Here is a 24,005-nt window from a genome sequence, read left to right as displayed (position 1 = left end):
CTCATAAAACAATAAATTAAGTTTATTAAAATGAAGAAAATTGATAATTAAAAGAATTTTGTTTCTATATAAATTTTTTGAAAATACAAAGCTAAAAAATGGATAAGTAGTGATTTCATATTTTTAAGATTATTTCTTCAGGTTAGGAAGTCTTGTTGCTTAAATTCGGAATAAAAAGAACAGAGTGAATTGGTTAATGAAAAATAATAGAGGTAGGAGGGGAAGCACGTTTTTATACGAAATATTGTTTCAAAGAGTTTGTGAATTATTCAGGAAATAAATACTTTGAAAAATCAGCGAAAACTTAAAATGATTTTTTTAAACAAAGCTATTAGCTGTTATTAGCGATAAGTGCCAAAAATGCTCATCAAAAAGCAACTTGTTTCCAGGTCGATTTTTTACTGTTTTTCAGGATGGTAAAAATATTTAAATGTATGAAAAATGAAGGTTTTATTGAGTGTATTTCGTGTAGGCACTAGTATGCTAAATAGAAAAAATCAAATAAAAAATCATATTTTTATAGTCTTTTATTTAATATATCTCCCACCTATATTCATGAATAAGAGAAATGAACTCAAAAAAAGCTACATTGATTGGTCTTACTGCCATTTTTTTGTGGAGCTTAATTGTCGCTTTAATCAAAGAAGTCAGTCATTATTTTGGACCAATTGGTGGGGCCGCCTTAATATATTCACTAGCCTCAATTTTTCTTCTAATTTCATTCGGTTGGACTAATCTGAAAGGTTTCCCCTCTAAATACCTAATTGGGGGCAGTATTCTCTTTGTGTCTTATGAAATTTGTCTTTCTTTGTCGATCGGTTATTCAACAAATAGTAAACAAGCCATAGAGATAGGTATGGTTAATTATTTGTGGCCTACAGTAACTATCCTGTTCTCGATTATATTTAATAAACAGAAAGCTAATTTCTTAATTATTCCTGGCGTGTGCTTATCAATTATAGGAATTTGTTTGGTGCTTGGCGGGGATGACGGATTTAGCTTTAAGGATATGATGTCTAATATTAAAGATAATCCATTTAGTTATGGTCTAGCTTTATTAGGTGTTTTTCTCTGGGCTGCATATTGTACGCTAACTGCACGAGCTGCCAATGGTAAAAATGGGATTACATTATTCTTTATTCTGGTGTCTATTGTTTTATGGATAAAATGGATTCTATCAGGCGATATCTCCCCTCATTTTGAATTAGATTCAATCATTTACTTGGTATTAGCCGCATTTGCTATGGGTATTGGCTATGGGGCATGGAATGTGGGAATTATGCATGGGAATGTGACTATATTGGCTACAGCCTCCTACTTCATACCTGTATTTTCAGCATTAGTTTCAGCATTGGTTTTAAGTACACATTTAACATTAGGTTTTTGGAAAGGCGCTTTAATAGTATGTTTGGGTTCTTTACTGTGCTGGATTGCAACAAAACCTAAATCTTAAGTATTCCTGAAATTAGCATACTACACCTTATGCGAAATGATTTTTTAGTTATTTAAAAACATGTGCTTAAGATTTATTTGAAGGAGGATGTTTAGCTGAATAGAATTTTGATGTGAAATATCAATTTCTTGAAATCATACTTAAATTAATTTCTATAGCACTTCATCTGAGAATCTAAGGTATTAAAAAAGCCCACAAAAATGTGGGCTTTTTAGGCTTAATCTATTCTTTAAAAGAATTAAGCATTTTCACGCGCAATTGCACGATAACCAATATCTTTACGGTATTGAACGCCGTCAAAAGTCACTTTTTTACATAGTTCTAATGCTTTTGCTTGAGCTTCGCCAATCGTGTTACCTAAAGCTGTAACACAAAGAACACGACCGCCAGCAGTCACAATTTCACCATTCGCATTGGTTTTTGTACCTGCATGGAATACTTTAGCATCGGTCATTTCAGTGTCTAAACCTGAAATTACATCACCATTGCTAGAAGTTTCTGGGTAACCTTTAGATGCAAGTACAATACCGACGGTTTTGCGCTCGTCCCATTCAGCTTCTGCTGGCAAGTTACCTGCAATACCAGCTTCAACCAAATCCACTAGAGATGATTTTAAACGCATCATGATTGGCTGGGTTTCAGGATCGCCAAAACGGCAGTTGAACTCGATTACTTTAGGCTGGCCTTGTTCATCAATCATCAAGCCGGCATACAAGAAACCTGTATAAACATGACCATCTTTTTTCATGCCTTCAACAGTTGGACGCATGACTTCATTCATGGTTTTTTCGAATACATTCGCAGTCACAACTGGAGCAGGAGAGTATGCACCCATGCCGCCTGTGTTAGGTCCCTGATCACCTTCAAAAATACGTTTGTGATCTTGTGAAGTTGCCATCGGCAGGATGTTGTCACCATCAATCATGCAAATGAAAGATGCTTCTTCACCGGCAAGGAATTCTTCGATGACTACACGTGAACCGGCATCACCAAATTTGTTGCCCGCCAGCATGTCATCAATGGCATCGAATGCTTCTTGATTGGTCATGGCAACAATCACGCCTTTACCGGCAGCAAGACCATCGGCCTTGATGACGATTGGCGCGCCATTTTTTTCAACAAATGCTTTTGCTGCATCGACTTCGGTAAATACATCGTAGAATGCGGTTGGAATGTTGTGACGTTTAAGGAAGTGCTTGGCGAAGGCTTTTGATCCCTCAAGCTGTGCAGCGAACTGGGTTGGACCCCAAACTTTAACATCAGCTGCGCGGCAAGCATCGACTACACCGTTTACTAGTGGCGCTTCAGGACCAACAATAATTAAATCAACGGCATTATTTTTTGCAAAGTCAATAATTGCAGCATTGTCTAAAATATTTAAGGCAACATTTTCACATTTATTTTCTGTTGCAGTACCTGCATTGCCTGGTGCTACAAATACTTTTGCGACTTTGTTATCTTGTGCGATTTTCCATGCCAATGCATGTTCACGACCGCCATTACCCAAAACTAAAATATTCATCGGTTCATACTCCATGAATCGAAAATGACATAAAGTCCTCAGCCTAAAAATAGGAGAGGACTTTATGCAAGATTAGAAATCTATTTGTCTAAATGTAGATGACTTTGTCATTACATTAATATCCAATCACTTAGTGACGGAAGTGACGCATGCCAGTGAAGACCATTGCAATGCCAGCTTCGTCAGCAGCTGCAATTGTTTCTTCATCACGCATAGAACCGCCCGGCTGGATAATACATTTGATACCGGCTTTTGCAGCGTTATCAATACCATCACGGAATGGGAAGAATGCGTCAGATGCCATTACCGCACCTTCAACTACGAGTCCGGCATGTTCAGCTTTGATTGCTGCAATACGAGCAGAGTTTACGCGGCTCATTTGACCTGCGCCCACACCAATAGTTTGACGGCCTTTCGCATATACAATTGCGTTAGATTTAACGTATTTCGCAACTTTCCAGGCAAAAATCATATCGTCGATTTCAGCTTCAGTCGGTGCGCGTTTAGTCACAACTTTAAGGTCATCTTTAGTGATCATGCCTAAGTCTTGATCTTGAACCAGTAAACCACCGTTTACGCGTTTGTAGTCAAGTTGCGATTGGCGTGCATCAATTGCAGGAAGCTCACCACATACCAGTACGCGTACGTTTTTCTTCGCGCCAGTCACTTCAAGTACGCCATCAGCAATACTTGGTGCAATGATTACTTCAACAAATTGACGGTCTACAATCGCTTGTGCAGTTGCCACGTCTAATTCACGGTTAAATGCAATGATGCCACCGAATGCAGATTCAGGGTCAGTTGCATAAGCAAGGTCATAAGCAGCTTGAATGCCGTCTAGAGATACTGCAACGCCACATGGGTTTGCGTGTTTTACAATCACACATGCAGGTTTAGCAAATGATTTAACACATTCAAGTGCTGCATCTGTATCTGCAATGTTGTTATAAGATAATTCTTTACCTTGTAACTGTTTGGCAGTTGAAACAGAAGCTTCTGTTGCAGTTGACTCTACATAGAAAGCAGCTGATTGATGCGGGTTTTCACCATAACGAAGATCTTGTGCTTTATTCAATTGTGTATTGAAAGTACGCGCAAATTTGTCTGCTTGACCTTCTTCTTTACCAACGCGAGCGCCAAGGTAAGAAGCAATCATGCCGTCGTATTGAGCTGTATGTTCAAAAGCTTTCACTGCCAAGTCAAAACGGGTTGCATGAGATAAAGCGCCTTCAGCTTTAAGCTCGGCTACAACAGTTGCATAGTCAGAAGCATTAACGACAATACCTACAGAAGCATGGTTTTTCGCAGCAGCACGAACCATTGTTGGACCACCGATGTCGATATTTTCGATTGCATCAGCAAGTGAACAGTTTGGTTTTGCAACAGTCGCAGCAAACGGATAAAGGTTTACTACAACCAAATCAATTGCATCGATGTTGTGTTCTGCCATCACAGCTTCGTCTAGACCACGACGAGCCAGAATACCACCATGAATTTTCGGATGTAGCGTTTTTACACGGCCGTCCATCATCTCTGGGAAACCAGTGTGCTCTGAAACTTCAACTACGGCAACATTGTTGTCTTTTAACAACTTGTAAGTACCACCAGTAGATAAAATTTCTACCCCAAGAGCAGCAAGGTCTTGTGCAAACTCAACAATACCAGTCTTGTCAGAAACAGAGATTAAAGCGCGTTTAATAGTCATGATCTTCGTCACAGTTTTCAAAGGAACAGATTAAAACAAATTAGCAAAATGCAGGTTAAAAAAAATGCCTGCGGAAGCCGCAAGCATTTTATCATTTATTCACTCATTAAACCGTGAGCTTTCAACTTTTTACGTAAAGTACCACGGTTTAGTCCGAGAATCTCGGCAGCGCGTGTCTGATTACCACGCGTATATTCTAAAACGACAGATAATAAAGGCTTCTCCATTTCTGCCAGCACCATGTCATACACCTGAGAAGGTTGCTCGCCTTGCAATTGTGCAAAGTAGTGACGAACTGCGCGATCTACGTGAATACGAAGAGCGACATCAGATTGTGCAGTAAAAATAGGAGATTTGCTATTCATGCGAATTAATCCGAAAAATCAAATATCACTTGGGTAAAGAGATATATAAAAGTGGTCTATAAAAAATTCAATGAGCTCTAGTTTTAGATCCTAAAATTAGAGCTCTAAAACTTGATCATTTAGCTTGCCACAACTCGACGTTTTTGATCGAAATTTAAGCGTAACAATAGATTAATATTTGTTACCAACCAAAATCAAAACAAAAAAATCTGCTCTATACGCAATATTAAATAAAGCGCATTTTGGCTAGACGATTTTGTTGTGAAAATTTTCGAGGAGTTTGCAGCACAAAGCTTTCGTGGCGCGTATCATAGCATTGTCTAAGAAAAAGTGAGCAAGAAAACTGCATTTTTTTTACATTTTTTTGTATTTTTTTATAGTTTTTTTCAATTTTACGGACGAATTATTTCTAAACTATAAGTGTCAAAGCTTTTACGCGCCACTGGAACACTAAATTTGAATTTAAAAGGACTATTCTGGGGAATTCGTTGTATCCCTTTCAGGCTGCTAATCAAATATTCAGAAGGCATAAAGGAATAAGTAGATATGGTTTGACCATTCTCTTTCAAATTTACCCTAATAATAGGAAGCGCCAAACTTTGGGTATGGTAGTTAATCAGTTCGCCTGTGAACTGGGTTTGTTGTTTGGAAATTTGTTTAATCTTTAGCTTGTTGGTGGAAATCAGATGATAATTCTGTTCCATAAATGAACAGCTAACAGTCTGGCAAACACTATTCAATAAAGCACTAAATGCCGGGCTATTATTTAAAATTTTCGGATTAAACCAAAAAAACTGCAAAATAAGTAAACTGATTAAGCATAAGTTAACCGTTCCCCATAAAACATAGTGCAAAGCACCATGTTTTTTCTCTTGTTCGGCTTTTTCTGACCAATTGAGTGCAGGGTAATTACCAATAGGTTCAGTACTAAAATAATTTAAGTTATTGAGATAGGTTTTTAAATCAATATTCGAGTTTTCAACTTTACGGACGAAAATGTCCAATAAATGTTGTTCTGCGTGTGGATCGCTAATGAACTGATCTGGAGACAATTCACTGGATGAGTGTGTTTCTTGCTTGAGATTTAACGAAGAACTTGTAGAGGGAGTAGAGGAAGTATTTTCTTTCTCTACTACAAGATGGTTCAATGCATTAAAATTGGTCGAGCATTTTGCGCAACAAACCATGCCCCGAGCAACTGTAAGTTGAGCCACAGAGACGTTGTACTTGGTCAAACAGTTAGGGCAGGAGGTTTGTTTTTCGCTCATAGTCTATTCAAGATTTGTAGGGGTGTTTTGGCGTTTACCCGAAATTCGACACCAATGTTCTTCACGTTTTTCGACTTGCAGTATATCAAAAAATTCAGAATAAACACTAGAAATATCAGCAACTTGCTCTTCTAATATGCCGGCAAGTGCGAACTCTCCCTCAGATTTAACCAAAGTTGCGAATTCAGGCGCAAGGGTCATTAACGGGCCTGCAAGAATGTTGGCAACAAACACATCGGCTTTTTGATTTTTAAGTTCTTCATTGAACTCATCCGGTAAACCTACGAACAGGTTCTCCAGTACACCATTCAATTCAGCATTTTGTTGGGTCGCTAAAACAGCTTGAGGATCAATATCAGTCGCATAGACTTTTTTAGCACCTAACAATAAAGCAGCCACGCCCAAAATGCCTGAACCGCAGCCATAATCGATCACAATTTTATCTTTCACATCAGTCTTACCTAACCATTGCAGGCAAAGAAAGGTACTTGCGTGGTTGCCGGTACCAAAAGCCAGACCTGGATCAAGCTTGATATTGACTGCATCTGGTTCAGGAGCTTCCATCCATTCAGGCACGATCCAGTATTTATCGGCAATCTGGATCGGTTCATAGGCATCCATCCAGGTACGTTCCCATTCCTGATCTTCAAGAAATTCATAACGTACTGGTGCTTCAGGCATTTGAGCAGTAATAAAGGTAATTAGCGCATCAATATCAATTTCTTCGTCATCTTCCTGGGCATAGATGCCGGTCACAATGACTTTGTTCCACAGTGGAGTTTCACCTGGAAGTGGTTCAAGCAAGTCCTGATTTTCAGCATCATCTAAAGTTACGCTCACTGCACCTAATGAACTTAATAGTGTTTCAGTGAAATCGACTTGAGCCTGCTCAACAGTAATATGAATTTGTAACCACTTCACGGAGATAACCTAAATTTGTCTTTATAAAGATGCCATTGTAACGGAACTCAGGCTGAAACAACTATATATTGATAAAAACTATCCTGAAAAAGAAAAGGACGTACATGGACGTCCTTTTTTATGGAAGTTGAATCAGGTAGAGATAGCGGTCGCTGGATGAGCTGCGAATTTATTCAAAAGCATGCCAAATAGCGCGGCAAAGATATACATAAAAATAGAATATACCGCAGCTGGCATGGCGATGGTGGAGTTAGCCATAACGGTAAGTGCAATGGTCATAGCCAAGGTGCTGTTGTGGATGCCAATTTCAAAAGCACAGGCACGCGCCTGGGCACTAGGAATACCGAGTAGCCGAGGCACGAAATAGCCGATACACAGGCTAAACATACAGAACAGTGCTGTAGCTGCCCCCACTTGAGTCAAGTACTCGGCAATATTCTGACGTTCACTCACAATTGCGCCAATAATAATCAGTATTAAAAATATAACCGCGAATATACGTAGCGGTTTATTTAACTTTTCTGTGAACTGTGGGGCATAGTGTCGAATCAGCATGCCTATGCAGACCGGGATAATAATAATGGCAAAGACTTGTAATATCTTGCTGAACTGTAAGCTAATTTGTTGTCCGTCATCGATAAAATGCTGGATGGCAAAGTTGGCAATTAAAGGCAGCGTAAAAGCAGCAATGACAGAATTGATTGCAGTTAGGGTAATATTCAGTGCAATATCACCCTTGAACAGATAGCTAAACAAGTTGGCTGTGCTGCCACCAGGTGAAGCTGCAAGCAGCATTAATCCTACCGCAAGTAATGGTGGAAGCGCCAAAACCTTACAGATAACAAATGCAATACTGACCAAAACAACCAGTTGACAAAATAGCGCAATTAAAACGGCTTTAGGATGTTTGCTGACTCGGGCAAAGTCTTTGGGGCTTAGCTCCAGTCCCAAGCCCACCATAATAATAGCCAGTGCTAAAGGCAGTAAAATGGTAATGATTCCTGAATCCATGTGAAATCTCCTTTTTTATTTATTCTTGTTGAGTTAAGTTTTGTACTGATTTTTTCTATGCAACTATCCTGATTGAATAGATGTATGAACAAATATGCAATGCAGGCTACTGCTCCTGCTTTACACAAATGTATGGATTGAGTCTATTTTTTATAGGGGGCTGCAATATGCTCTATTGAAGCATTTTTCAACAGGGCAGATGTATTTTAACTATTTAAAGTGTGTGCATTGCCTTTATTGAGTAGTTGGGGGTTTTTGTTCAGGATATAACCAAATGCAAAGGCAAACACATACATAAAAATAGTATAAATTCCTGCCGGAATGGCAATTGTAGTATTCGATAGCACGGAAAGTGCAATAGTCAGCGCAAAACCTGTATTGTGAATCCCGACTTCAAAGGTGCATGCCCGTGCCTGCCTATCGGAAATTCCTGCTAAATGGGGAACCAGATAACCCACTAAAAAACTGATGAGGCAGAACAATGCCATGGCAATGCCAATCTCGGAAAAATATTCAGTGAGATGAAACCTTTCTTTATAGAGCGCATACAAGAAAATCGAAATTAAAAAGATGACTGAAAAAAATCGCATAGGTTTATTGAGTTGTAATGCGGTTTTTGGAGTATATGAACGAATCAGCATACCTAAACAAACCGGAACAAAAATAATTAAAAAGACCTGAGTGATTTTTTCAATAGGCATGGCAAAGCTTTGCGACTCGCCTAAAAAATAATGCATGGATAAATTGACAATAAAAGGCAGGGTAAAGGTGCAAATAATGGAATTAAGGGCTGTAAGGGTAAGGTTTAAGGCCACATCTCCCTTAAAAATATAGCTAATCAAATTTGCTGTAGGGCCACCAGGAGAAGCAGCAAGCAACATTAAGCCAATAGCTAAAAGTGGAGATGGCTTAAATAAAATACAAATAAAAAATGCAACGCCCACCAAAATGACTTGTTGTGAAAATAAAGCTAAAAAAATAGCTTTGGGGTGACGCCGGATACGCAGAAAATCTTTAACTGTAAGTTCAAGTCCTAAGCCCACCATCATGAAGGCAAGGATAAGAGGTAAAAAAAGGGTAAAAAGTCCTGAATCCATGGAATATCCTTTTTTGTTTTTATCTTTTGATATCCTTAGAGTTTAAACAAGATTTTTAAATAAGCAATATATGAAACGGGTAAAATTCAAGTATTTTACCCGTTAATAATTTGAATTAAATTAACTTTTTATGGAGATTACTGCGGTTGCATCTCAGGTTGTGACTGCATTTGAGGCTGAGTCTGCATTTCAGGTTGTGATTGCATCTGAGGTTGCATTTGCGGTTGTGACTGCATCTGTGGTTGAGATTGTTGCATTTGCATTTGTGATTGAGAAGGACGAGGTGGCATATAGCCTAAAGCACATTTACCTTTCATTTCGCTACCATTAATGGTTGCTGTTGTTGCTTTGTTATCTCCATTACTACATGTGGAGTAAAGTTCGGGTTCATCTCCTCTAATTGAAGCATTTTTTGAAGAAGGGAAAAATTGGGTTTCACACGTACCATTCCAGATTACAGCACGGTAGGCAAAAGTGACTGGCGTTCCCTGAGATTTACCTTTACAGACCTGCTGGTACTTTTGCGCATTGTAATTCGAGTCAGACTTGGCATTGACCGAAGCTGCAAATGAGGCAAAACATAAACCACAGAGCATTGAAGAGAGGAAAATATTCTTATTCATCTTTGATACCTTTGTTTGTAATGTACCACCTGTTTAGCTTAAAAAATAATCAAATTAAAACAATGCTAATCAAGTAAATATTGAAGATTAAATGTTTCATTTCTATAGTAGGTCTGAAAAGCAAAATTACATTGCAACATTAGCAGGGTGAAAATCAATTCATTCCTCGGTGAGAAATTCGACTCATTTTGTCAACTTATTTTGCTCAGTTTTGATATAATACTCCGTCATCATTTTTTATCTCTCAAACCATTATGCATTATCCTAAAGTTTACGATGTCATTGTTATCGGTGGCGGTCACGCAGGTACCGAAGCAGCCCTTGCTGCAGCGCGTATGGGTCGACAGACTTTGCTCTTAACTCACAACATTGAGACTTTAGGGCAGATGAGCTGTAACCCGGCCATTGGTGGTATTGGTAAATCTCATCTGGTACGTGAAATTGATGCCTTGGGTGGTGCGATGGCATTGGCTGCCGATAAAGGCGGTATTCAGTTCCGTATTTTGAACTCACGTAAAGGTGCAGCAGTACGTGCAACACGTGCCCAAGCTGACCGTGTACGTTTTAAAGCGGCAATTCGTCATACCCTGGAAAACCAGGCCAATCTGGATATTTTCCAGCAAGCTGCAGATGACCTGATTATTGAAGGCGATACCGTTAAAGGTGTTGTAACCCAGATGGGCATTCGCTTTGATGCGAAAACTGTGGTGTTGACCACGGGTACTTTCTTGGGCGGTGTGATTCACATTGGTCTAAACAATGCTTCAGGTGGCCGTGCCGGTGATCCGCCTTCAATTTCATTGGCTGCGCGCCTACGTGAATTGAACTTGCCGGTAGGCCGTTTAAAAACAGGTACGCCGCCACGTATTGATGCGCGTTCAGTTGATTTCTCTGTCATGACACCACAGCCGGGTGATTTCCCATCTCCGACCATGTCATTCATGGGTGATGCATCAATGCATCCAGAACAGATCAACTGTTATATCACGCATACCAATGAAAAAACCCACGACATTATTCGTGGCGGACTCGATCGTTCACCGATGTATACCGGTGTGATTGAAGGTGTAGGTCCACGTTACTGCCCATCAATTGAAGATAAAATTCATAAATTTGCGGATAAAGACTCGCATCAAGTGTTCTTGGAGCCTGAAGGTCTGGATACTCACGAATTGTATCCAAATGGTATTTCTACATCTCTTCCATTTGATGTTCAGTTTGAATTGGTGCGCTCGATCCGTGGTATGGAAAATGCACACATTCTGCGTCCGGGCTATGCGATTGAATACGATTACTTTAATCCGCAATCTTTAAAATTCTCACTTGAAACCAAATCGATTAATAACTTGTACTTCGCGGGCCAAATCAACGGTACAACCGGTTATGAAGAAGCTGGCGCACAAGGTTTATTGGCAGGTTTGAACGCTGCCCGCCGTGCATGGGATCAGGAACAATGGACACCTAAACGTGATGAAGCGTACATGGGTGTACTGGTTGATGACCTGATTACACTCGGCACCAAAGAACCGTACCGTATGTTTACGTCTCGCGCCGAATACCGTTTGATGCTACGTGAAGACAATGCGGATCAACGCTTAACAACTATTGGTCGTGAGTTAGGCTTAGTAGATGATGCACGTTGGGATTCGTTCTGCCAAAAAATGGAAGCAGTAGAAACTGAAAAAGGCCGTTTACAGCATCTTTGGGCTGCGCCAAACAACCCAATGGGTAAAAAATTCGTTGAAATGACCGGTGCAGATCTGTCTAAGGAATGCTCAGCGATTGATTTGTTAAAGCGTCCAAACATTAGCTTCGCGCAAATTGCTGAATTGACTGGTTCTGAAGTTTCGGCATTTGTCGGCGAGCAAATTGAAATTGCTGTGAAATACGAAGGTTATATCAGCCGTCAGCAAGAAGATGTAGCGCAAATGAAGCGTCTGGAAGAAACCCGTATTCCTTCAGACTTTGATTATGATGTGGTTTCAGGTTTGTCGCGTGAAATTACTTTGAAGTTGAAAGATGTTCGTCCTGAAACGCTTGCTCAAGCGGGGCGTATTCCGGGTGTAACACCTGCGGCAGTTCAGTTGGTGATGATTACCATCCGTAAGAACAATCAGGCGAAAAAATCTGCTTAATACCGTGGAAGTAAAGTGAATTAAAAGCCCGCTAAAAGCGGGCTTTTTATCGTTTAATTTTAAAGTATTAGTTTTGACTATGGCTTGATCATAAATAACTACCGAAAATATAAGTATCTGAAAATATTATTTAATTTACAGTAATAAGATTTAAAAAGTCTATTTATATAATCTTTTAAGTCTAATTCAATCGCTATTTGCTATGTTGAGGTTCAATAAACCCGACTATTGTAGTGGTATTTATTTGAAAAGATTGATCTGAGAATAGCAAAGCAAATTGCTGCAGGGTAATTTGCTTACTATGGACGGAGTTCAATCATGGCACAAATACAAACAGCTAAAATGCAGAAATTCTTAACGGTATTTCTGTGTTTTTGGGTCGCATTTTTTGAGGGTTTTGATCTTCAAGCCCCAGGTATTGCAGCAAAAGGAATTGCTGAAACATTTGCTCTCGACCAGGTGCAAATGGGCTATGTATTTAGTTTAGGTGTTTTTGGTATGCTGTTCGGTGCCTTCTTTGGCGGCCGAGTAGCGGATTATTTAGGTCAAAAGAAAGTACTGATGCTTTCGATTGGCATCTTTGGCGCATTCATGTCACTCACTGCAATTGCGCCGAGTGTTGAAATTTTATATGCAGCGCGCTTCTTTACCGGCTTAGGTTTGGGTGCGGCAATGCCAACCATGATTTCAGTGGTAGGTGATGAGGCAAATGAAGCCAATCGAGGCAAGCTGAACAGCTTGATGTATTGCGGTTTACCGGTAGGCGCAATTTTCGTTGCGGGCTTGGCTATCTTATTCAAAGATATTTCCTGGCATACGCTTTTCCTGATTGGAGGCTTGGCGCCATTGGCACTGCTCCCATTCATGGCAATTATTCTTAAAGATAAGCCTAAGCAGGTTGCTGTTGAGCAAGCCGCGACTGAAGCTGTTCCATCTATGGTGCAGGTATTATTTAAGAATCAGCAATATAAATATACGATGCCGCTTTGGGTCGGTTTCTTCTTTACCCTGATGATCAATTATATTTTGATTAGCTGGTTACCTAATTTGCTCATGGAGCAAGGTTTGGAAAAACCGCAGGCTTTCATGGTGATGCTGGTATTCCAGGTAGGTGCTGTAATTGGTACTTTGGCTTTGGGTTATTTGCTAGACCGCTTAAAACTTTGGCAGATGGCAACAATTATTTATAGTGGTTTATTTATTGCCCTTGTATTGTTATTTACCTCTACCTCTATTCCAGTGCTTATTCTGGCTGGGTTTATGGGCGGGATTTTCTCGACAGGTGGGCAATCGATTCTGTATGGCATTTCACCGATTTTCTATTCAGGCACAGGTAAAGTGACAGGCGTGGGTAGTGCGATTTCTTTGGGCCGATTAGGTGCCATGACTGGGCCATTATTGACAGGGAAAATCTTAGCGATCGGCTTGGGAACTTCGGGGATTTTAATGGCAAGTTTACCTGCTGTGGTCATTTCAGCAGTGGCTGTGACAGCACTCTCACGCTATAAATCTGCACATAAATAAATTTATAAATTTTATAAAAGGGAATCCTCGAGATTCCCTTTTTTATTGATGATTTTTAAGGATGCACTTTACTGGAGTTTGTTAATATAGTTGGATAGAAAACTGAATCTAAATGTTATGAGCTATCAACTGATCGAACTCGATATTCAAGCCGCAGATAATATCCAATGTCCACACTGTCAGCAGCATGTGATTAATTGGGCTGAAGAACAATATATACAGCCCTGCGAGCATGTATTGTTTATTGCCATGGATATTGGTTTTGAATATATGACCGATGAATTTGAGCAAACCATGCCGCGTTGTGTAGATGATTTGCATGCCCATGATGATCAGGTGAATATGTTTGCCGAAATTACCAAAGCAACTTATCCGGATTATCTGATTTTTAAGTCTGATTTGGGGGTAGAGGGATATTTCCGTTATATAGGTTTTACTGCCTAAATAGTGTCTAATAAAAAAAGCTCCCGAAGGAGCTTTTATTTTTGAGAGGGGTAGAAAAAGTTTAGCTTTCTATCACTTCTTCTTCAACGTCATCATCTGCCGTGTCCATACCCAGTTCTTTGAGCTTGCGAGTCAGCGTGTTGCGACCCCAGCCCAGCAATTCCGCAGCATGGCGTTTACGACCACGGGTTTGCTGTAAAGCTGCGGTAATTAAGGTGCGTTCAAACATTGGAGTGGCAATGTCCAGAATCTTCATTTCACCATTTTTTAGTTTCTGAATAGCCCATTGGCCCAATAACTCATCCCAGTGATGCAGTGAAATACGGTCAAAGGTATTTTGTGGCTGAGCATCATCACCTGAGCGTTGAATTGGAATCTGTTTTAATTCCGAAGGAAGATCTTCAGGATAAACCTCACGACCGGTAATCATCACTGTGAGCCAGCGACAGGTATTTTCGAGCTGACGCACATTGCCTTGCCAAGGCAGTTGCTGCATATATTCTTGTGTTTCTGGACGCAAGATCTTAGGATTTACGCCTAATTCTTTACCAGCGCGAGCCAGGAAGTGCTGCGCCAGCATCGGAATATCTTCACTGCGATGCGCCAGTTTTGGAATATGAATACGGATCACATTCAGACGATGATACAAGTCTTCACGGAAGCGTCCGTCATGTACCAGTTTTTCCAGGTCTTGGTGAGTCGCAGCGACAATCCGAACATCGACCTTAACCGGAATGTGTCCACCGACACGATAGAACTCGCCATCAGCCAAAACACGCAGTAAACGGGTTTGGGTTTCAAATGGCATGTCGCCAATTTCATCTAGAAATAGCGTACCGCCATTGGCTTGTTCAAAACGGCCTTGGCGCTGTGAGTTGGCACCGGTAAATGCACCTTTTTCATGACCAAAAAGTTCTGTTTCAATCAGGTCTTTTGGAATGGCTGCCATATTCAAGGCAATAAAAGGTTTGCTGCTACGTGGTGAATGGCGGTGTAGCGCATGCGCAACCAGTTCTTTACCTGTACCGGATTCACCATTAATCAATACGGTAATGTGTGACTGTGACAAACGGCCAATGGCACGAAACACTTCCTGCATGGCAGGGGATTCACCAATAATTTCAGTTGATTGAATGGCTGGTGCGGCTTTGGCAGATTCTTGCTGCTGTAATTTGGCAATATGCAGAATCGCACGATTGACCAATGCCAAAGCTTCATCAATATCAAACGGTTTAGGTAAATATTCAAAAGCACCGGTTTGATAGCTGGATACAGCAGATTCCAGATCTGAATGCGCCGTCATAATGATAACCGGTAAATCTGGATGACTGGTTTTGACTTTGCTCAAAAAGGTCAGACCATCGATGCCGGGCATACGAATGTCAGTCAAAATTACATCGGGGGTATCTATGCTGAGCTGATCCAGTGCAGATTGTGCTTCTTCAAAACTAGTAACGTCAAAACCTTCTTCTTTAAAAGTTTTTTCCAATACCCAGCGCATGGCACGATCATCATCAATGACCCATATTTTATTTCGCGACATGGTTAGACTCCCAAGGTAAATATAAGCTAAATACTGTTTTTCCTGGAACAGATTGGCATTCAATCATTCCACTATGTTGGTGCATTATGTTTTGCGCAATACTCAAACCGAGACCGGTACCTTTAGCACGTCCTGTGACCAAGGGGTAAAACACCGATTCTAAAATTTCTTCCGGTACACCCGGACCGTTATCTTCAATATCAATTCGTACCGCAGAGCGTTTTAACACTCCGTTAATGGTGACCAGACGCTGAATCCGGGTTCTTAAAAACAGTTCAGGCTGATGATCTACAAAAAATTCTTTGTTTTCCATCATGGCTTGCACGGCATTGACGCTGATATTGAGCATGACCTGAATGAGCTGGTCACGATCTGCCATGACTTCAGGTAATGAGAGGTCATAGTCACGGGTAATTTTGATTTTCTTTTTGGTTTGATTGGTAATGAGTGAGCGGACACGTTCCAAAGGCTCATGCACATTGACTAGTTCGTAACTTGGCAACTGGCGAGAACCCAGCATGGTATCGGCCAAATTACGTAAACGGTCTACTTCACTAATAATAATGTCGGTAAATTCTTCATATTGTGGATCGTTCAGGCTGCGCGCCAGTAACTGGGTGGCACCACGGATGCCGCCTAAAGGATTTTTAATTTCATGCGCGACACCGCGAATCAGTTGTCGGGCGACCTGGTGTTGCTGAATCAGGTTTTCTTCTTTGGATATTTTCAGCATCCGGTCAATCTGGTTTAATTCAATCAGTAGAAGCGGGTGATAGGGTTTTTCCGAATTGATTTGTGAAACGGTATAATCCACATGAATATCTTTAAAGTTGACGCTAATGGCAGCTTCACGACGGGTATAAGGCTGTCCGGTTTTAAATGTATTTAATAGGGCTTCTTCAGTATTAAACTCATCATCGGGCATATGCAGCAAATTTAAAACCGGCTGTCCCGCCGCACGCAGTAAACTAATGTCGAACAAAGATTCACAAGAAGAATTTAAATAAAAAATATTAAGGTTACTGTCGACCAATAAAATTGCGGTGGTTAAATTATCCACTAAAAGGCGGTAGTCGATAGCGACGGGTTGATCCATTAGCGAAAGTATCCTGTGTTAAAATAGCGCAATGGCATCTGCACTTCTTGTCATTTCTCCCTGTTATGGGACATTCAACGAGTTAAACGTTGTCGAAATAAAGCAAAATGCACGCCAACTTTGAGCATGGGTATAAATATAAATTCTGCCGCTATAAAAGTGTGCTTTTTTGTTTTTAATGACAGAATTTCAATTCCATAGTAATAGAAATAAAATTATTAGTGAACCAAAACGGTGCATATTAAATATTTGCTAAAAATATAGGCATATTTTGGTGCGTAATGCAAAGAGTCGGGATTTCAGCTATTTTTATCAGTGGAAAAGACATACAATACGCGCATTACAGTGGAGCGCAGATTCATGAAATCCCCCAAAGTCGGTTTTGTTTCTTTAGGTTGTCCTAAGGCATTGGTAGATTCCGAACGAATTTTAACTCAGTTAAAGACTGAAGGTTATGATGTAGCATCAGATTATGATGGTGCTGATTTAGTAGTTGTTAATACCTGTGGTTTTATTGAATCTGCAGTACAAGAATCTTTAGATGCGATTGGCGAAGCCATGAGCGCAAACGGTCGTGTGATTGTGACCGGCTGTTTGGGTAAAGATGAAGACAAAATTCGCCAAATGCACCCGAATGTCTTAAAAGTGACGGGTGCAGCGGCATATCAAGAAGTGATGGAGGCCGTACACGAGTACGTTCCGGAACCACCAAAGCATAATCCGTTTATTGACCTTGTGCCTGAACAGGGTATCCGTTTAACGCCAAAACACTATGCCTATTTAAAAATATCCGAAGGCTGTAACCACCGTTGTACCTTCTGTATTATTCCAAGCATGCGTGGTGACCTGGTTTCACGTCCGGTTGGTTCGGTTTTAAACGAAGCTCAAGCATTAAAAAAAGCCGGTGTTAAAGAAGTTCTGGTGATTTCCCAAGATACTTCGGCTTACGGTGTGGATACCAAATATAAATTAGACTTTTGGAATGGCCAGCCAGTTAAAACCAAATTCTTCGATATGTGCGAAGCTTTGGGTCAACTCGGTATCTGGGTGCGTCTACATTATGTCTATCCATATCCGCATGTGGATGCCGTAATTGACTTGATGGCACAAGGCAAAATCCTGCCATATCTAGACATTCCTTTTCAGCATGCCAGTCCGCGTATCTTAAAATTGATGAAGCGACCAGCGCACAGTGAAAATACTTTAGAGCGCCTAAAACTTTGGCGTGAAAAATGTCCTGAATTGGTCATTCGTTCTACATTTGTGGTCGGTTTCCCGGGTGAAACTGAAGAAGATTTCCAAATCCTGCTGGAATGGTTAAAAGAAGCTCAGCTGGATCGCGTGGGTTGCTTTACCTATTCACCTGTTGAAGGTGCGACAGCAAATGACTTGCCGGATCATGTGCCGGAAGAAATCAAGCAAGATCGCTATGAGCGTTTCATGCAAGTTCAGCAAGAAATTTCAGCAGCCAAACTACAAAAACGTATTGGTCAGACCATGACTGTACTGGTGGATGATCTGGAAGAAGAATTCCCGGTTGCTGTGGCTCGTTCGTATGCAGATGCGCCTGAAATTGATGGCAATGTCTTTGTAGAAGATATTGATAAAAGCCAGATTAAAGCCGGCGATTTGCTTGAAGTCGAAATTACTGATGCAGATGAATATGATTTATATGCCAAGTTAATTCAGATTAAATCTGCCTGATTTGTAATTTAAGTATACGAATAAAATTTTAGATATTGGAAGATTTGGAGATTTCCTGATGATGGACTCGAAAAAGCCCCGTTATGAACGTATTTTATTGAAACTTTCTGGTGAAGCACTGGCTGGAAATAAAGACATGGGTATTGACGCAACTGTGCTTGATCAAATGTCTTTAGCGATTGCTCATCTGGTTGGTTTGGGTGTTCAGGTCGGTATTGTGGTTGGTGGCGGTAATTTGTACCGTGGCAGCCAATTGCAAAAAGATGGTTTGGTTGGCCGTGTAACCGGTGACCAGATGGGTATGTTGGCGACTGTTATGAACGGTTTGGCATTACGCGATGCCTTGGTACGTCGTAATATTAAAACCCGTTTAATGTCTGCTTTACCGATTGGTGCAGTGGTTGAATCATATTCAAGCCGTGATGCCATCCGTCATTTGACTCAAGGTGAAGTATGCGTATTTGTTGCCGGTACAGGTAATCCGTTCTTTACTACCGATACAGCAGCTTGCTTGCGTGGTATTGAAATTGAAGCCAACCTGATCTTGAAAGCCACGAAAGTTGATGGCGTTTATAACAAAGATCCAAGCAAATATGATGATGCTGTGAAGTACGAAACACTTACATTTGATCAGGTACTGGACGAAAAGTTGGGTGTGATGGACTTAACTGCGATTTGCCTGTGCCGTGACCATAACGTGCCACTTCAAGTCTTCGATATGAACAAAGCTGGTTCATTGCTTTCAGTGGTTATGGGTGAAAAAGAAGGGACTCACGTTACGAATTAATGTACGTGAGCCTGAAAGCTCTTTATACTACACGCTATTTAGTAATTACATCTCTTAGAATTAAGTAAGGAAGATCATATGATTAACGATCTTAAAAAAGACAGCGAAGACCGTATGAACAAGACTTTAGAGTCTTTGGAGCATGGTTTTGCCAAAGTTCGTACTGGTCGTGCGCACCCATCTATTTTAAATGGTGTGATGGTTTCTTACTATGGCTCTGACGTTCCATTGAACCAAGTGGCAAACGTTGGTGTTGAAGATTCACGTACATTGTTGGTTCAGCCTTTTGAACGTTCAATGGTTTCTGCAATTGATAAAGCGATCCGTGAATCAGACTTGGGCTTAAACCCGATTACTGCTGATGCGATTCGTGTGCCTATGGCTGCATTGACTGAAGAAACACGTCGTGACATGCAAAAAGTTGCACGTACTGAAGCAGAAAATGCCAAAGTTGCCATTCGTAACATCCGTCGTGATGTTTTGGGTGACATTAAAGCTTTATTAAAAGAAAAAGAAATTTCTGAAGATGATGAACGTCGTGCATCTGATGATATCCAGAAAATCACCGATAAATTTGTTGCTGAAGTAGACAAGCGTCTTGCTGCGAAAGAAGCTGAATTGATGAAGGTCTAAGATTGAATGACCGTATCAGAAGACAGTAAGCATCTTCCAAAACATGTTGCCATCATTATGGATGGCAACAATCGTTTTGCAAAAAAAAAGAAAATGCAAAAAGGTGCAGGCCATCGGGAAGGTAAAAATATCCTCGATCCGATTGTTGAGCACTGTATAGAAAATCAAATTCAAGCCTTAACCGTTTTTGCATTTTCGAGTGAAAACTGGAATCGTCCTCAGTTTGAGGTTGATTTACTCATGCACTTGTTGGAAGAAACCATTCATGAGCAATTGCCACGGATGGAAAAATTCAATATTGCTTTGCGGTTTATTGGTGATCGTGCACGTTTGTCTGACCGTTTACGTGAGTTAATGTTGCAAGCTGAACAAAGGACTGCTAATTTCGACAGCATGACTTTAACCATTGCCATCAGTTACGGCGGTATGTGGGATATGACTCAGGCTGCAAAACAGATTGCAGCAGATGTGCTGGCAAAAAAAGTTGCGGTTGAAGACATTGATGTTGAGCTGTTTGGACAGCATGTCTGTATGGCCAATTTACCTGCTGTGGATTTGCTCATCCGTACAGGTGGTGATTATCGTTTGTCGAATTTTTTACTTTGGCAAGCTGCTTATGCCGAACTTTATTTTACCCCCACCTTGTGGCCTGAATTTACTGTTGAAGAATTAGATGATGCATTCGCTGTCTTTGCTGGGCGTGAACGTCGTTTTGGTAAAACTTCAGAGCAAATCCAACAAGAGAAAATTGAGAATTAATAAATGTTAGAGCGGATTATAACCGCATTGGTATTGGTAGCAGTCGTACTGAGTTGTATGTTTGCTACACAGTCTCAGTATCCAATGTTTATGCTGATGATTGTCGCAGCAGGGGTGGCTGGGTATGAGTGGTTTAAGCTTATGCCAAGAAAAAATAAAAATCTGGTTAAGCCTTTAGCATGGGTTTACGGACTTGCCACTGCAGCTTTAGCAACCTTGGCATTATATTTAAATGATATCGCTCTGCTGCTTTGGGCGGCTTCCATTATTTGCTGGATACTCAGTATCTTTTGGGTTAAATCGTATCCAAGCTATGATGGATGGTACAATTCCAGTCTCAAGGTGATTGGATTTATTTTAGTTTCTGCTGCGGTTACCGCAATTTTCTCTGTATGGCATAGCTCTCCATGGTGGTTGATGTACCTGTTTTTACTGGTCTGGGGGGCAGACAGTGGTGCTTACTTTGTTGGGCGTAAATTGGGCAAGAACAAGCTTGCTCCAGATGTCAGTCCAAACAAATCAGTAGAAGGCTTGTACGGTGGTATTTTTACCGCCATGCTGATTGTAGTGGCAGTAGAAATTCTTTATCTGGATTTAACCCTTGCACAGCATATTTTATTTTTAATTTTATCTGTAATTACGGTATTTAGTTCGGTTCTGGGTGACTTGTTTGAATCCATGATCAAACGTCGTGCTGGAATTAAAGATTCAGGTCGTATTCTGCCAGGACATGGTGGTGTACTTGACCGTATTGATTCATTGCTTGCTGCTGCTCCAATTTTTGCAGCAGGCATGTATGTTTTAAAACTTATTGGTGTAGATTTATAGATGTCACAATCTGTTTGTATATTAGGTGTAACGGGTTCAATCGGTCAAAGTACCTTAAAAATTCTGCAACAGCATCCTGAAAAGTATTCTGTTTTTGCGGTCACGGCGCATAGCCGAATTTTAGAACTTGTTGAAATATGCAAACAGTATCGACCAAAAGTGGTGGTTGTTCCTTCCAGTCGAGTTAAAGAATTACAACAATCTTTTAACGAACAGTCCTTAACTGATATTGAAATTTTGACCGATGAAGCTGGCTTGATTGCTGTTGCCGAGCATGCTGATGTTGATGTGGTGATGGCGGCGATTGTCGGTGCTGCAGGTCTATTGCCGACCTTGGCTGCGGTTAAGGCAGGTAAGCGTGTGCTGCTTGCCAATAAAGAAGCGCTGGTAATGTCGGGTGACATCATGATGCAGGCTGCACGTGATTATCAGGCTGAATTGTTACCTGTTGATTCTGAACACAATGCCATTTTTCAATGCTTGCCTGAAGGTTATTTTCAAAACGAGAGAAATGGACAACCGAAACAAGGTGTATCGCGTATATTGCTCACCGCATCTGGTGGGCCATTTTTAAATCACAGTCTGGAACAACTGCACAGTGTAACTCCTGCACAGGCCTGCAAACATCCCAACTGGTCTATGGGTCAAAAAATTTCAGTTGATTCAGCAACCTTAATGAATAAAGGGCTAGAACTCATTGAAGCCTGCCATCTCTTTGCAATTTCAGAACAGTTTGTAACAGTGGTGGTACATCCACAGAGTATCATTCATTCTATGGTTCAATATGTGGATGGTTCGACTTTGGCACAAATGGGCAATCCTGATATGTGTACACCTATTGCGCATGCGCTGGCATGGCCAGAGCGTATTCAAACGCATGTACCTGCACTTGACCTATTTACCAATCAACAACTGGATTTTCAGGAACCTGATACCATACGTTTCCCGGCATTAAAACTTGCGCGTCAAGCCATGCAAAGTGGTGGTCTGGCTCCTGCGATTTTAAATGCTGCCAATGAGATCGCTGTTGCTGCCTTTTTGCAAAACAACATTGGTTTTACTGACATTGCTCAAGTGGTCGAACAGACTTTAAATCAGGTTGAAGGCGGTGCTACAGAATCGATTGAACGTATTTTGCAGGTCGATCAAATGGCGCGATCTGTGGCACAGCAAATTGTCACCCATAAAGGAAGCTAAAATATGAGTGCCTTGTTTATTATTGTGGCAGCAATTCTCCTGCTCGGACCGCTTATCGCGATTCACGAGTTTGGACATTATATTGTTGCACGTAAGCTCGGCGTTAAGGTTTTAGTTTATTCCATTGGCTTTGGGCCTACCTTGCTCAAGTGGACTTCTAAAAAGTCGGGCATTCAATATCAGCTTTCCGCATTGCCTTTAGGTGGTTATGTGAAAATGCTGGATGAGCGTGAAGGGCATGTTGCAGAGGAAGATTTACCCAAAGCCTTCAACCGTCAGCATCCCTGGAAGCGTATTGCCATTGTTGCTGCTGGGCCATTGATCAATTTGGTTTTTGCAGTGTTATTGTTCTGGATTTTATTCATTCCGGCGCAAGAGCAATTAAATACCCGGGTAGGTAAAGTATTACCCAATACACCCGCTGCTACAGTTCAAATGCAGGTTGGTGACAAAATTACTACAGTTGATGGAACAGCGGTCAATACGTGGGAAAAGTTAAATTTTGCCTTGGTGGACCGTGTCGGTGAAACAGGTTCTATTGAAATTCAGGCCGATCGTCACGGTCAGCTTGAAACCTTTAAATTACCCATTCAAAGCTTTTTGAAAAATCAGAATCAGTCTGCATTGGATAGTTTAGGCTTCATGCCATACCGTCCACCTATTGCCCCTGTGGCAAGTAAGCTGAGTGAAGATGGCGCGGCTATTCGTCAAGGGATGAAAGAAGGCGATAAAATAGTTGCCATTGATGGCGTAAAAATGAATGATTGGTTCGATGTGGTTCAAATTGTTCAGGCTTCGCCAGAAAAATTATTAAAAATAGATGTATTACGTCAAAATCAACTGGTACATTTGCAAGTGATGCCGCAAGCTAAACGTGACAGCATGGGCAATGTTTCAGGTGTGCTTGGTGTACAAAGCATCCCCGGAAAAATAACGATTCCTGAAGAATATAAGCAAACCATTCAATACAGCCCCACTGAAGCATTGGTGATGGCTGTTGATAAAACGGGTCAAATTTCAGGTATGATTTTGAACTCGATCGTCAAAATGGTTCGTGGTTTAATTGGCTTGGATAATTTATCTGGACCAATCACCATTGCCAAGGTGGCAGGGCAAAGTGCAGAAATGGGTTGGCAAACCTTTATCTCGTTTATGGCCTTAATGAGCGTGAGTTTGGGTATTTTAAATTTATTACCTATTCCAATGCTTGATGGTGGACACTTGGTTTACTATGTTATTGAGTTAATTCGTGGTAAACCTGTTTCTGAACAAATACAATTGGTTGGTTTAAAAATTGGTATGGTACTGCTCGGCAGCATGATGCTCCTTGCATTATTCAATGACTTCATGCGTTTATAACAACGTAGATATGTAATAAATTAACATCGGA

Annotated in this window: 21 protein-coding genes; 11 read left to right on the top strand and 10 right to left on the bottom strand. The window is 40.8% G+C overall.

All coding sequences use genetic code 11. The annotated features are described in order from the left end of the window. Window positions 1-568: 568 nt before the first annotated feature. On the top strand, window positions 569-1,453 hold the full coding sequence (yddG, locus tag B9T26_RS00760) for an aromatic amino acid DMT transporter YddG (protein WP_086197912.1): 885 nt from the start codon (window positions 569-571) through the stop codon (window positions 1,451-1,453). A gap of 238 nt (window positions 1,454-1,691) precedes the next feature. Here yddG and purD read toward each other — a convergent pair whose 3' ends face one another. The 8 genes from purD to B9T26_RS00720 form a co-directional block, all read right to left on the bottom strand. Next, the gene (purD, locus tag B9T26_RS00755) at window positions 1,692-2,975 is read right to left on the bottom strand and encodes a phosphoribosylamine--glycine ligase (protein ID WP_086197911.1); all 1,284 of its coding nucleotides are present in this window, start codon (window positions 2,973-2,975) and stop codon (window positions 1,692-1,694) included. A gap of 130 nt (window positions 2,976-3,105) precedes the next feature. Next, window positions 3,106-4,680 (bottom strand): bifunctional phosphoribosylaminoimidazolecarboxamide formyltransferase/IMP cyclohydrolase, encoded by a 1,575-nt coding sequence (gene purH / locus B9T26_RS00750; protein WP_086197910.1) that lies wholly within the window; start codon window positions 4,678-4,680, stop codon window positions 3,106-3,108. 95 nt (window positions 4,681-4,775) lie between these two features. Next, on the bottom strand, window positions 4,776-5,045 hold the full coding sequence (fis, locus tag B9T26_RS00745; protein ID WP_001086304.1) for a DNA-binding transcriptional regulator Fis: 270 nt from the start codon (window positions 5,043-5,045) through the stop codon (window positions 4,776-4,778). A 392-nt stretch (window positions 5,046-5,437) separates the two neighbouring features. Next, window positions 5,438-6,313 (bottom strand): DUF3426 domain-containing protein, encoded by an 876-nt coding sequence (locus B9T26_RS00740; protein ID WP_086197909.1) that lies wholly within the window; start codon window positions 6,311-6,313, stop codon window positions 5,438-5,440. 3 nt (window positions 6,314-6,316) lie between these two features. Beyond that, window positions 6,317-7,234, bottom strand: coding sequence for a 50S ribosomal protein L11 methyltransferase (prmA, locus tag B9T26_RS00735; protein WP_086197908.1), 918 nt, complete (start codon window positions 7,232-7,234; stop codon window positions 6,317-6,319). Between the two features lie 132 nt (window positions 7,235-7,366). Further along, window positions 7,367-8,245 carry a bile acid:sodium symporter family protein gene (locus tag B9T26_RS00730; protein ID WP_086197907.1) on the bottom strand — a complete coding sequence of 293 codons (879 nt, stop codon included), beginning with the start codon at window positions 8,243-8,245 and terminating at the stop codon, window positions 7,367-7,369. 206 nt (window positions 8,246-8,451) lie between these two features. Further along, window positions 8,452-9,342, bottom strand: a complete 891-nt coding sequence (locus B9T26_RS00725; protein ID WP_086197906.1) for a bile acid:sodium symporter family protein — start codon at window positions 9,340-9,342, stop codon at window positions 8,452-8,454. A gap of 137 nt (window positions 9,343-9,479) precedes the next feature. Further along, complete coding sequence (locus B9T26_RS00720) at window positions 9,480-9,965, bottom strand: hypothetical protein (RefSeq protein ID WP_086197905.1); 486 nt, start codon at window positions 9,963-9,965, stop codon at window positions 9,480-9,482. 254 nt (window positions 9,966-10,219) lie between these two features. Here B9T26_RS00720 and mnmG point away from each other — a divergent pair, with 254 nt between their 5' ends. The 3 genes from mnmG (at window position 10,220) to B9T26_RS00705 (ending at window position 14,068) form a co-directional block, all read left to right on the top strand. Continuing rightward, window positions 10,220-12,100 (top strand): tRNA uridine-5-carboxymethylaminomethyl(34) synthesis enzyme MnmG, encoded by a 1,881-nt coding sequence (gene mnmG, locus B9T26_RS00715; RefSeq protein WP_086197904.1) that lies wholly within the window; start codon window positions 10,220-10,222, stop codon window positions 12,098-12,100. Window positions 12,101-12,418: 318 nt separating this feature from the next. Beyond that, window positions 12,419-13,624, top strand: coding sequence for a 3-(3-hydroxy-phenyl)propionate transporter MhpT (gene mhpT / locus B9T26_RS00710; protein ID WP_086197903.1), 1,206 nt, complete (start codon window positions 12,419-12,421; stop codon window positions 13,622-13,624). A gap of 117 nt (window positions 13,625-13,741) precedes the next feature. Next, window positions 13,742-14,068: a hypothetical protein gene (locus B9T26_RS00705; RefSeq protein WP_086197902.1), complete on the top strand. Its 327-nt coding sequence runs from the start codon at window positions 13,742-13,744 to the stop codon at window positions 14,066-14,068. A gap of 61 nt (window positions 14,069-14,129) precedes the next feature. On the opposite strand, the gene glnG is transcribed toward B9T26_RS00705, so the two are convergent. After that, window positions 14,130-15,611, bottom strand: coding sequence for a nitrogen regulation protein NR(I) (gene glnG, locus B9T26_RS00700; protein ID WP_086197901.1), 1,482 nt, complete (start codon window positions 15,609-15,611; stop codon window positions 14,130-14,132). Further along, window positions 15,598-16,707, bottom strand: coding sequence for a nitrogen regulation protein NR(II) (glnL, locus tag B9T26_RS00695; protein ID WP_086197900.1), 1,110 nt, complete (start codon window positions 16,705-16,707; stop codon window positions 15,598-15,600). The genes glnG and glnL overlap by 14 nt, the downstream gene beginning before the upstream one ends. A gap of 360 nt (window positions 16,708-17,067) precedes the next feature. Between glnL and rimO the strand changes: the two genes are divergently transcribed. From rimO to rseP, 7 genes are all read left to right on the top strand, one after another. Next, a complete protein-coding gene (gene rimO / locus B9T26_RS00690; protein WP_086197899.1) occupies window positions 17,068-18,411 on the top strand; it encodes a 30S ribosomal protein S12 methylthiotransferase RimO in 1,344 nt (447 codons plus the stop codon). 58 nt (window positions 18,412-18,469) lie between these two features. Beyond that, the gene (gene pyrH, locus B9T26_RS00685) at window positions 18,470-19,198 is read left to right on the top strand and encodes a UMP kinase (protein ID WP_086197898.1); all 729 of its coding nucleotides are present in this window, start codon (window positions 18,470-18,472) and stop codon (window positions 19,196-19,198) included. Window positions 19,199-19,276: 78 nt separating this feature from the next. Continuing rightward, window positions 19,277-19,831 carry a ribosome recycling factor gene (gene frr, locus B9T26_RS00680; protein WP_086174313.1) on the top strand — a complete coding sequence of 185 codons (555 nt, stop codon included), beginning with the start codon at window positions 19,277-19,279 and terminating at the stop codon, window positions 19,829-19,831. A gap of 6 nt (window positions 19,832-19,837) precedes the next feature. Further along, window positions 19,838-20,590 (top strand): polyprenyl diphosphate synthase, encoded by a 753-nt coding sequence (gene uppS, locus B9T26_RS00675; protein WP_086197897.1) that lies wholly within the window; start codon window positions 19,838-19,840, stop codon window positions 20,588-20,590. Between the two features lie 3 nt (window positions 20,591-20,593). Beyond that, complete coding sequence (locus B9T26_RS00670; RefSeq protein WP_086197896.1) at window positions 20,594-21,418, top strand: phosphatidate cytidylyltransferase; 825 nt, start codon at window positions 20,594-20,596, stop codon at window positions 21,416-21,418. After that, window positions 21,419-22,615 carry a 1-deoxy-D-xylulose-5-phosphate reductoisomerase gene (gene ispC, locus B9T26_RS00665; RefSeq protein WP_086197895.1) on the top strand — a complete coding sequence of 399 codons (1,197 nt, stop codon included), beginning with the start codon at window positions 21,419-21,421 and terminating at the stop codon, window positions 22,613-22,615. Between the two features lie 3 nt (window positions 22,616-22,618). After that, the gene (rseP, locus tag B9T26_RS00660; RefSeq protein WP_086197894.1) at window positions 22,619-23,974 is read left to right on the top strand and encodes an RIP metalloprotease RseP; all 1,356 of its coding nucleotides are present in this window, start codon (window positions 22,619-22,621) and stop codon (window positions 23,972-23,974) included. Window positions 23,975-24,005 lie beyond the last annotated feature (31 nt).

The sequence above is a fragment of the Acinetobacter sp. ANC 4169 genome, from assembly GCF_002135355.1.
In the GTDB taxonomy this organism is placed as follows: Bacteria; Pseudomonadota; Gammaproteobacteria; order Pseudomonadales; family Moraxellaceae; genus Acinetobacter.
This window is presented reverse-complemented; position numbering and strand designations above follow the sequence as displayed.

Coding starts and splice junctions, on each gene's coding strand:
- yddG (WP_086197912.1), top strand. CDS start 569: ATGAACTCAAAAAAAGCTACATTGATTGGTCTTACTGCCATTTTTTTG.
- ispC (WP_086197895.1), top strand. CDS start 21,419: ATGTCACAATCTGTTTGTATATTAGGTGTAACGGGTTCAATCGGTCAA.
- B9T26_RS00740 (WP_086197909.1), bottom strand. CDS start 6,313: ATGAGCGAAAAACAAACCTCCTGCCCTAACTGTTTGACCAAGTACAAC.
- rimO (WP_086197899.1), top strand. CDS start 17,068: ATGAAATCCCCCAAAGTCGGTTTTGTTTCTTTAGGTTGTCCTAAGGCA.
- rseP (WP_086197894.1), top strand. CDS start 22,619: ATGAGTGCCTTGTTTATTATTGTGGCAGCAATTCTCCTGCTCGGACCG.
- mhpT (WP_086197903.1), top strand. CDS start 12,419: ATGGCACAAATACAAACAGCTAAAATGCAGAAATTCTTAACGGTATTT.
- mnmG (WP_086197904.1), top strand. CDS start 10,220: ATGCATTATCCTAAAGTTTACGATGTCATTGTTATCGGTGGCGGTCAC.
- frr (WP_086174313.1), top strand. CDS start 19,277: ATGATTAACGATCTTAAAAAAGACAGCGAAGACCGTATGAACAAGACT.
- purD (WP_086197911.1), bottom strand. CDS start 2,975: ATGAATATTTTAGTTTTGGGTAATGGCGGTCGTGAACATGCATTGGCA.
- glnL (WP_086197900.1), bottom strand. CDS start 16,707: ATGGATCAACCCGTCGCTATCGACTACCGCCTTTTAGTGGATAATTTA.
- uppS (WP_086197897.1), top strand. CDS start 19,838: ATGACCGTATCAGAAGACAGTAAGCATCTTCCAAAACATGTTGCCATC.
- fis (WP_001086304.1), bottom strand. CDS start 5,045: ATGAATAGCAAATCTCCTATTTTTACTGCACAATCTGATGTCGCTCTT.
- glnG (WP_086197901.1), bottom strand. CDS start 15,611: ATGTCGCGAAATAAAATATGGGTCATTGATGATGATCGTGCCATGCGC.
- B9T26_RS00725 (WP_086197906.1), bottom strand. CDS start 9,342: ATGGATTCAGGACTTTTTACCCTTTTTTTACCTCTTATCCTTGCCTTC.
- B9T26_RS00720 (WP_086197905.1), bottom strand. CDS start 9,965: ATGAATAAGAATATTTTCCTCTCTTCAATGCTCTGTGGTTTATGTTTT.
- pyrH (WP_086197898.1), top strand. CDS start 18,470: ATGATGGACTCGAAAAAGCCCCGTTATGAACGTATTTTATTGAAACTT.
- B9T26_RS00705 (WP_086197902.1), top strand. CDS start 13,742: ATGAGCTATCAACTGATCGAACTCGATATTCAAGCCGCAGATAATATC.
- B9T26_RS00730 (WP_086197907.1), bottom strand. CDS start 8,245: ATGGATTCAGGAATCATTACCATTTTACTGCCTTTAGCACTGGCTATT.
- B9T26_RS00670 (WP_086197896.1), top strand. CDS start 20,594: ATGTTAGAGCGGATTATAACCGCATTGGTATTGGTAGCAGTCGTACTG.
- purH (WP_086197910.1), bottom strand. CDS start 4,680: ATGACTATTAAACGCGCTTTAATCTCTGTTTCTGACAAGACTGGTATT.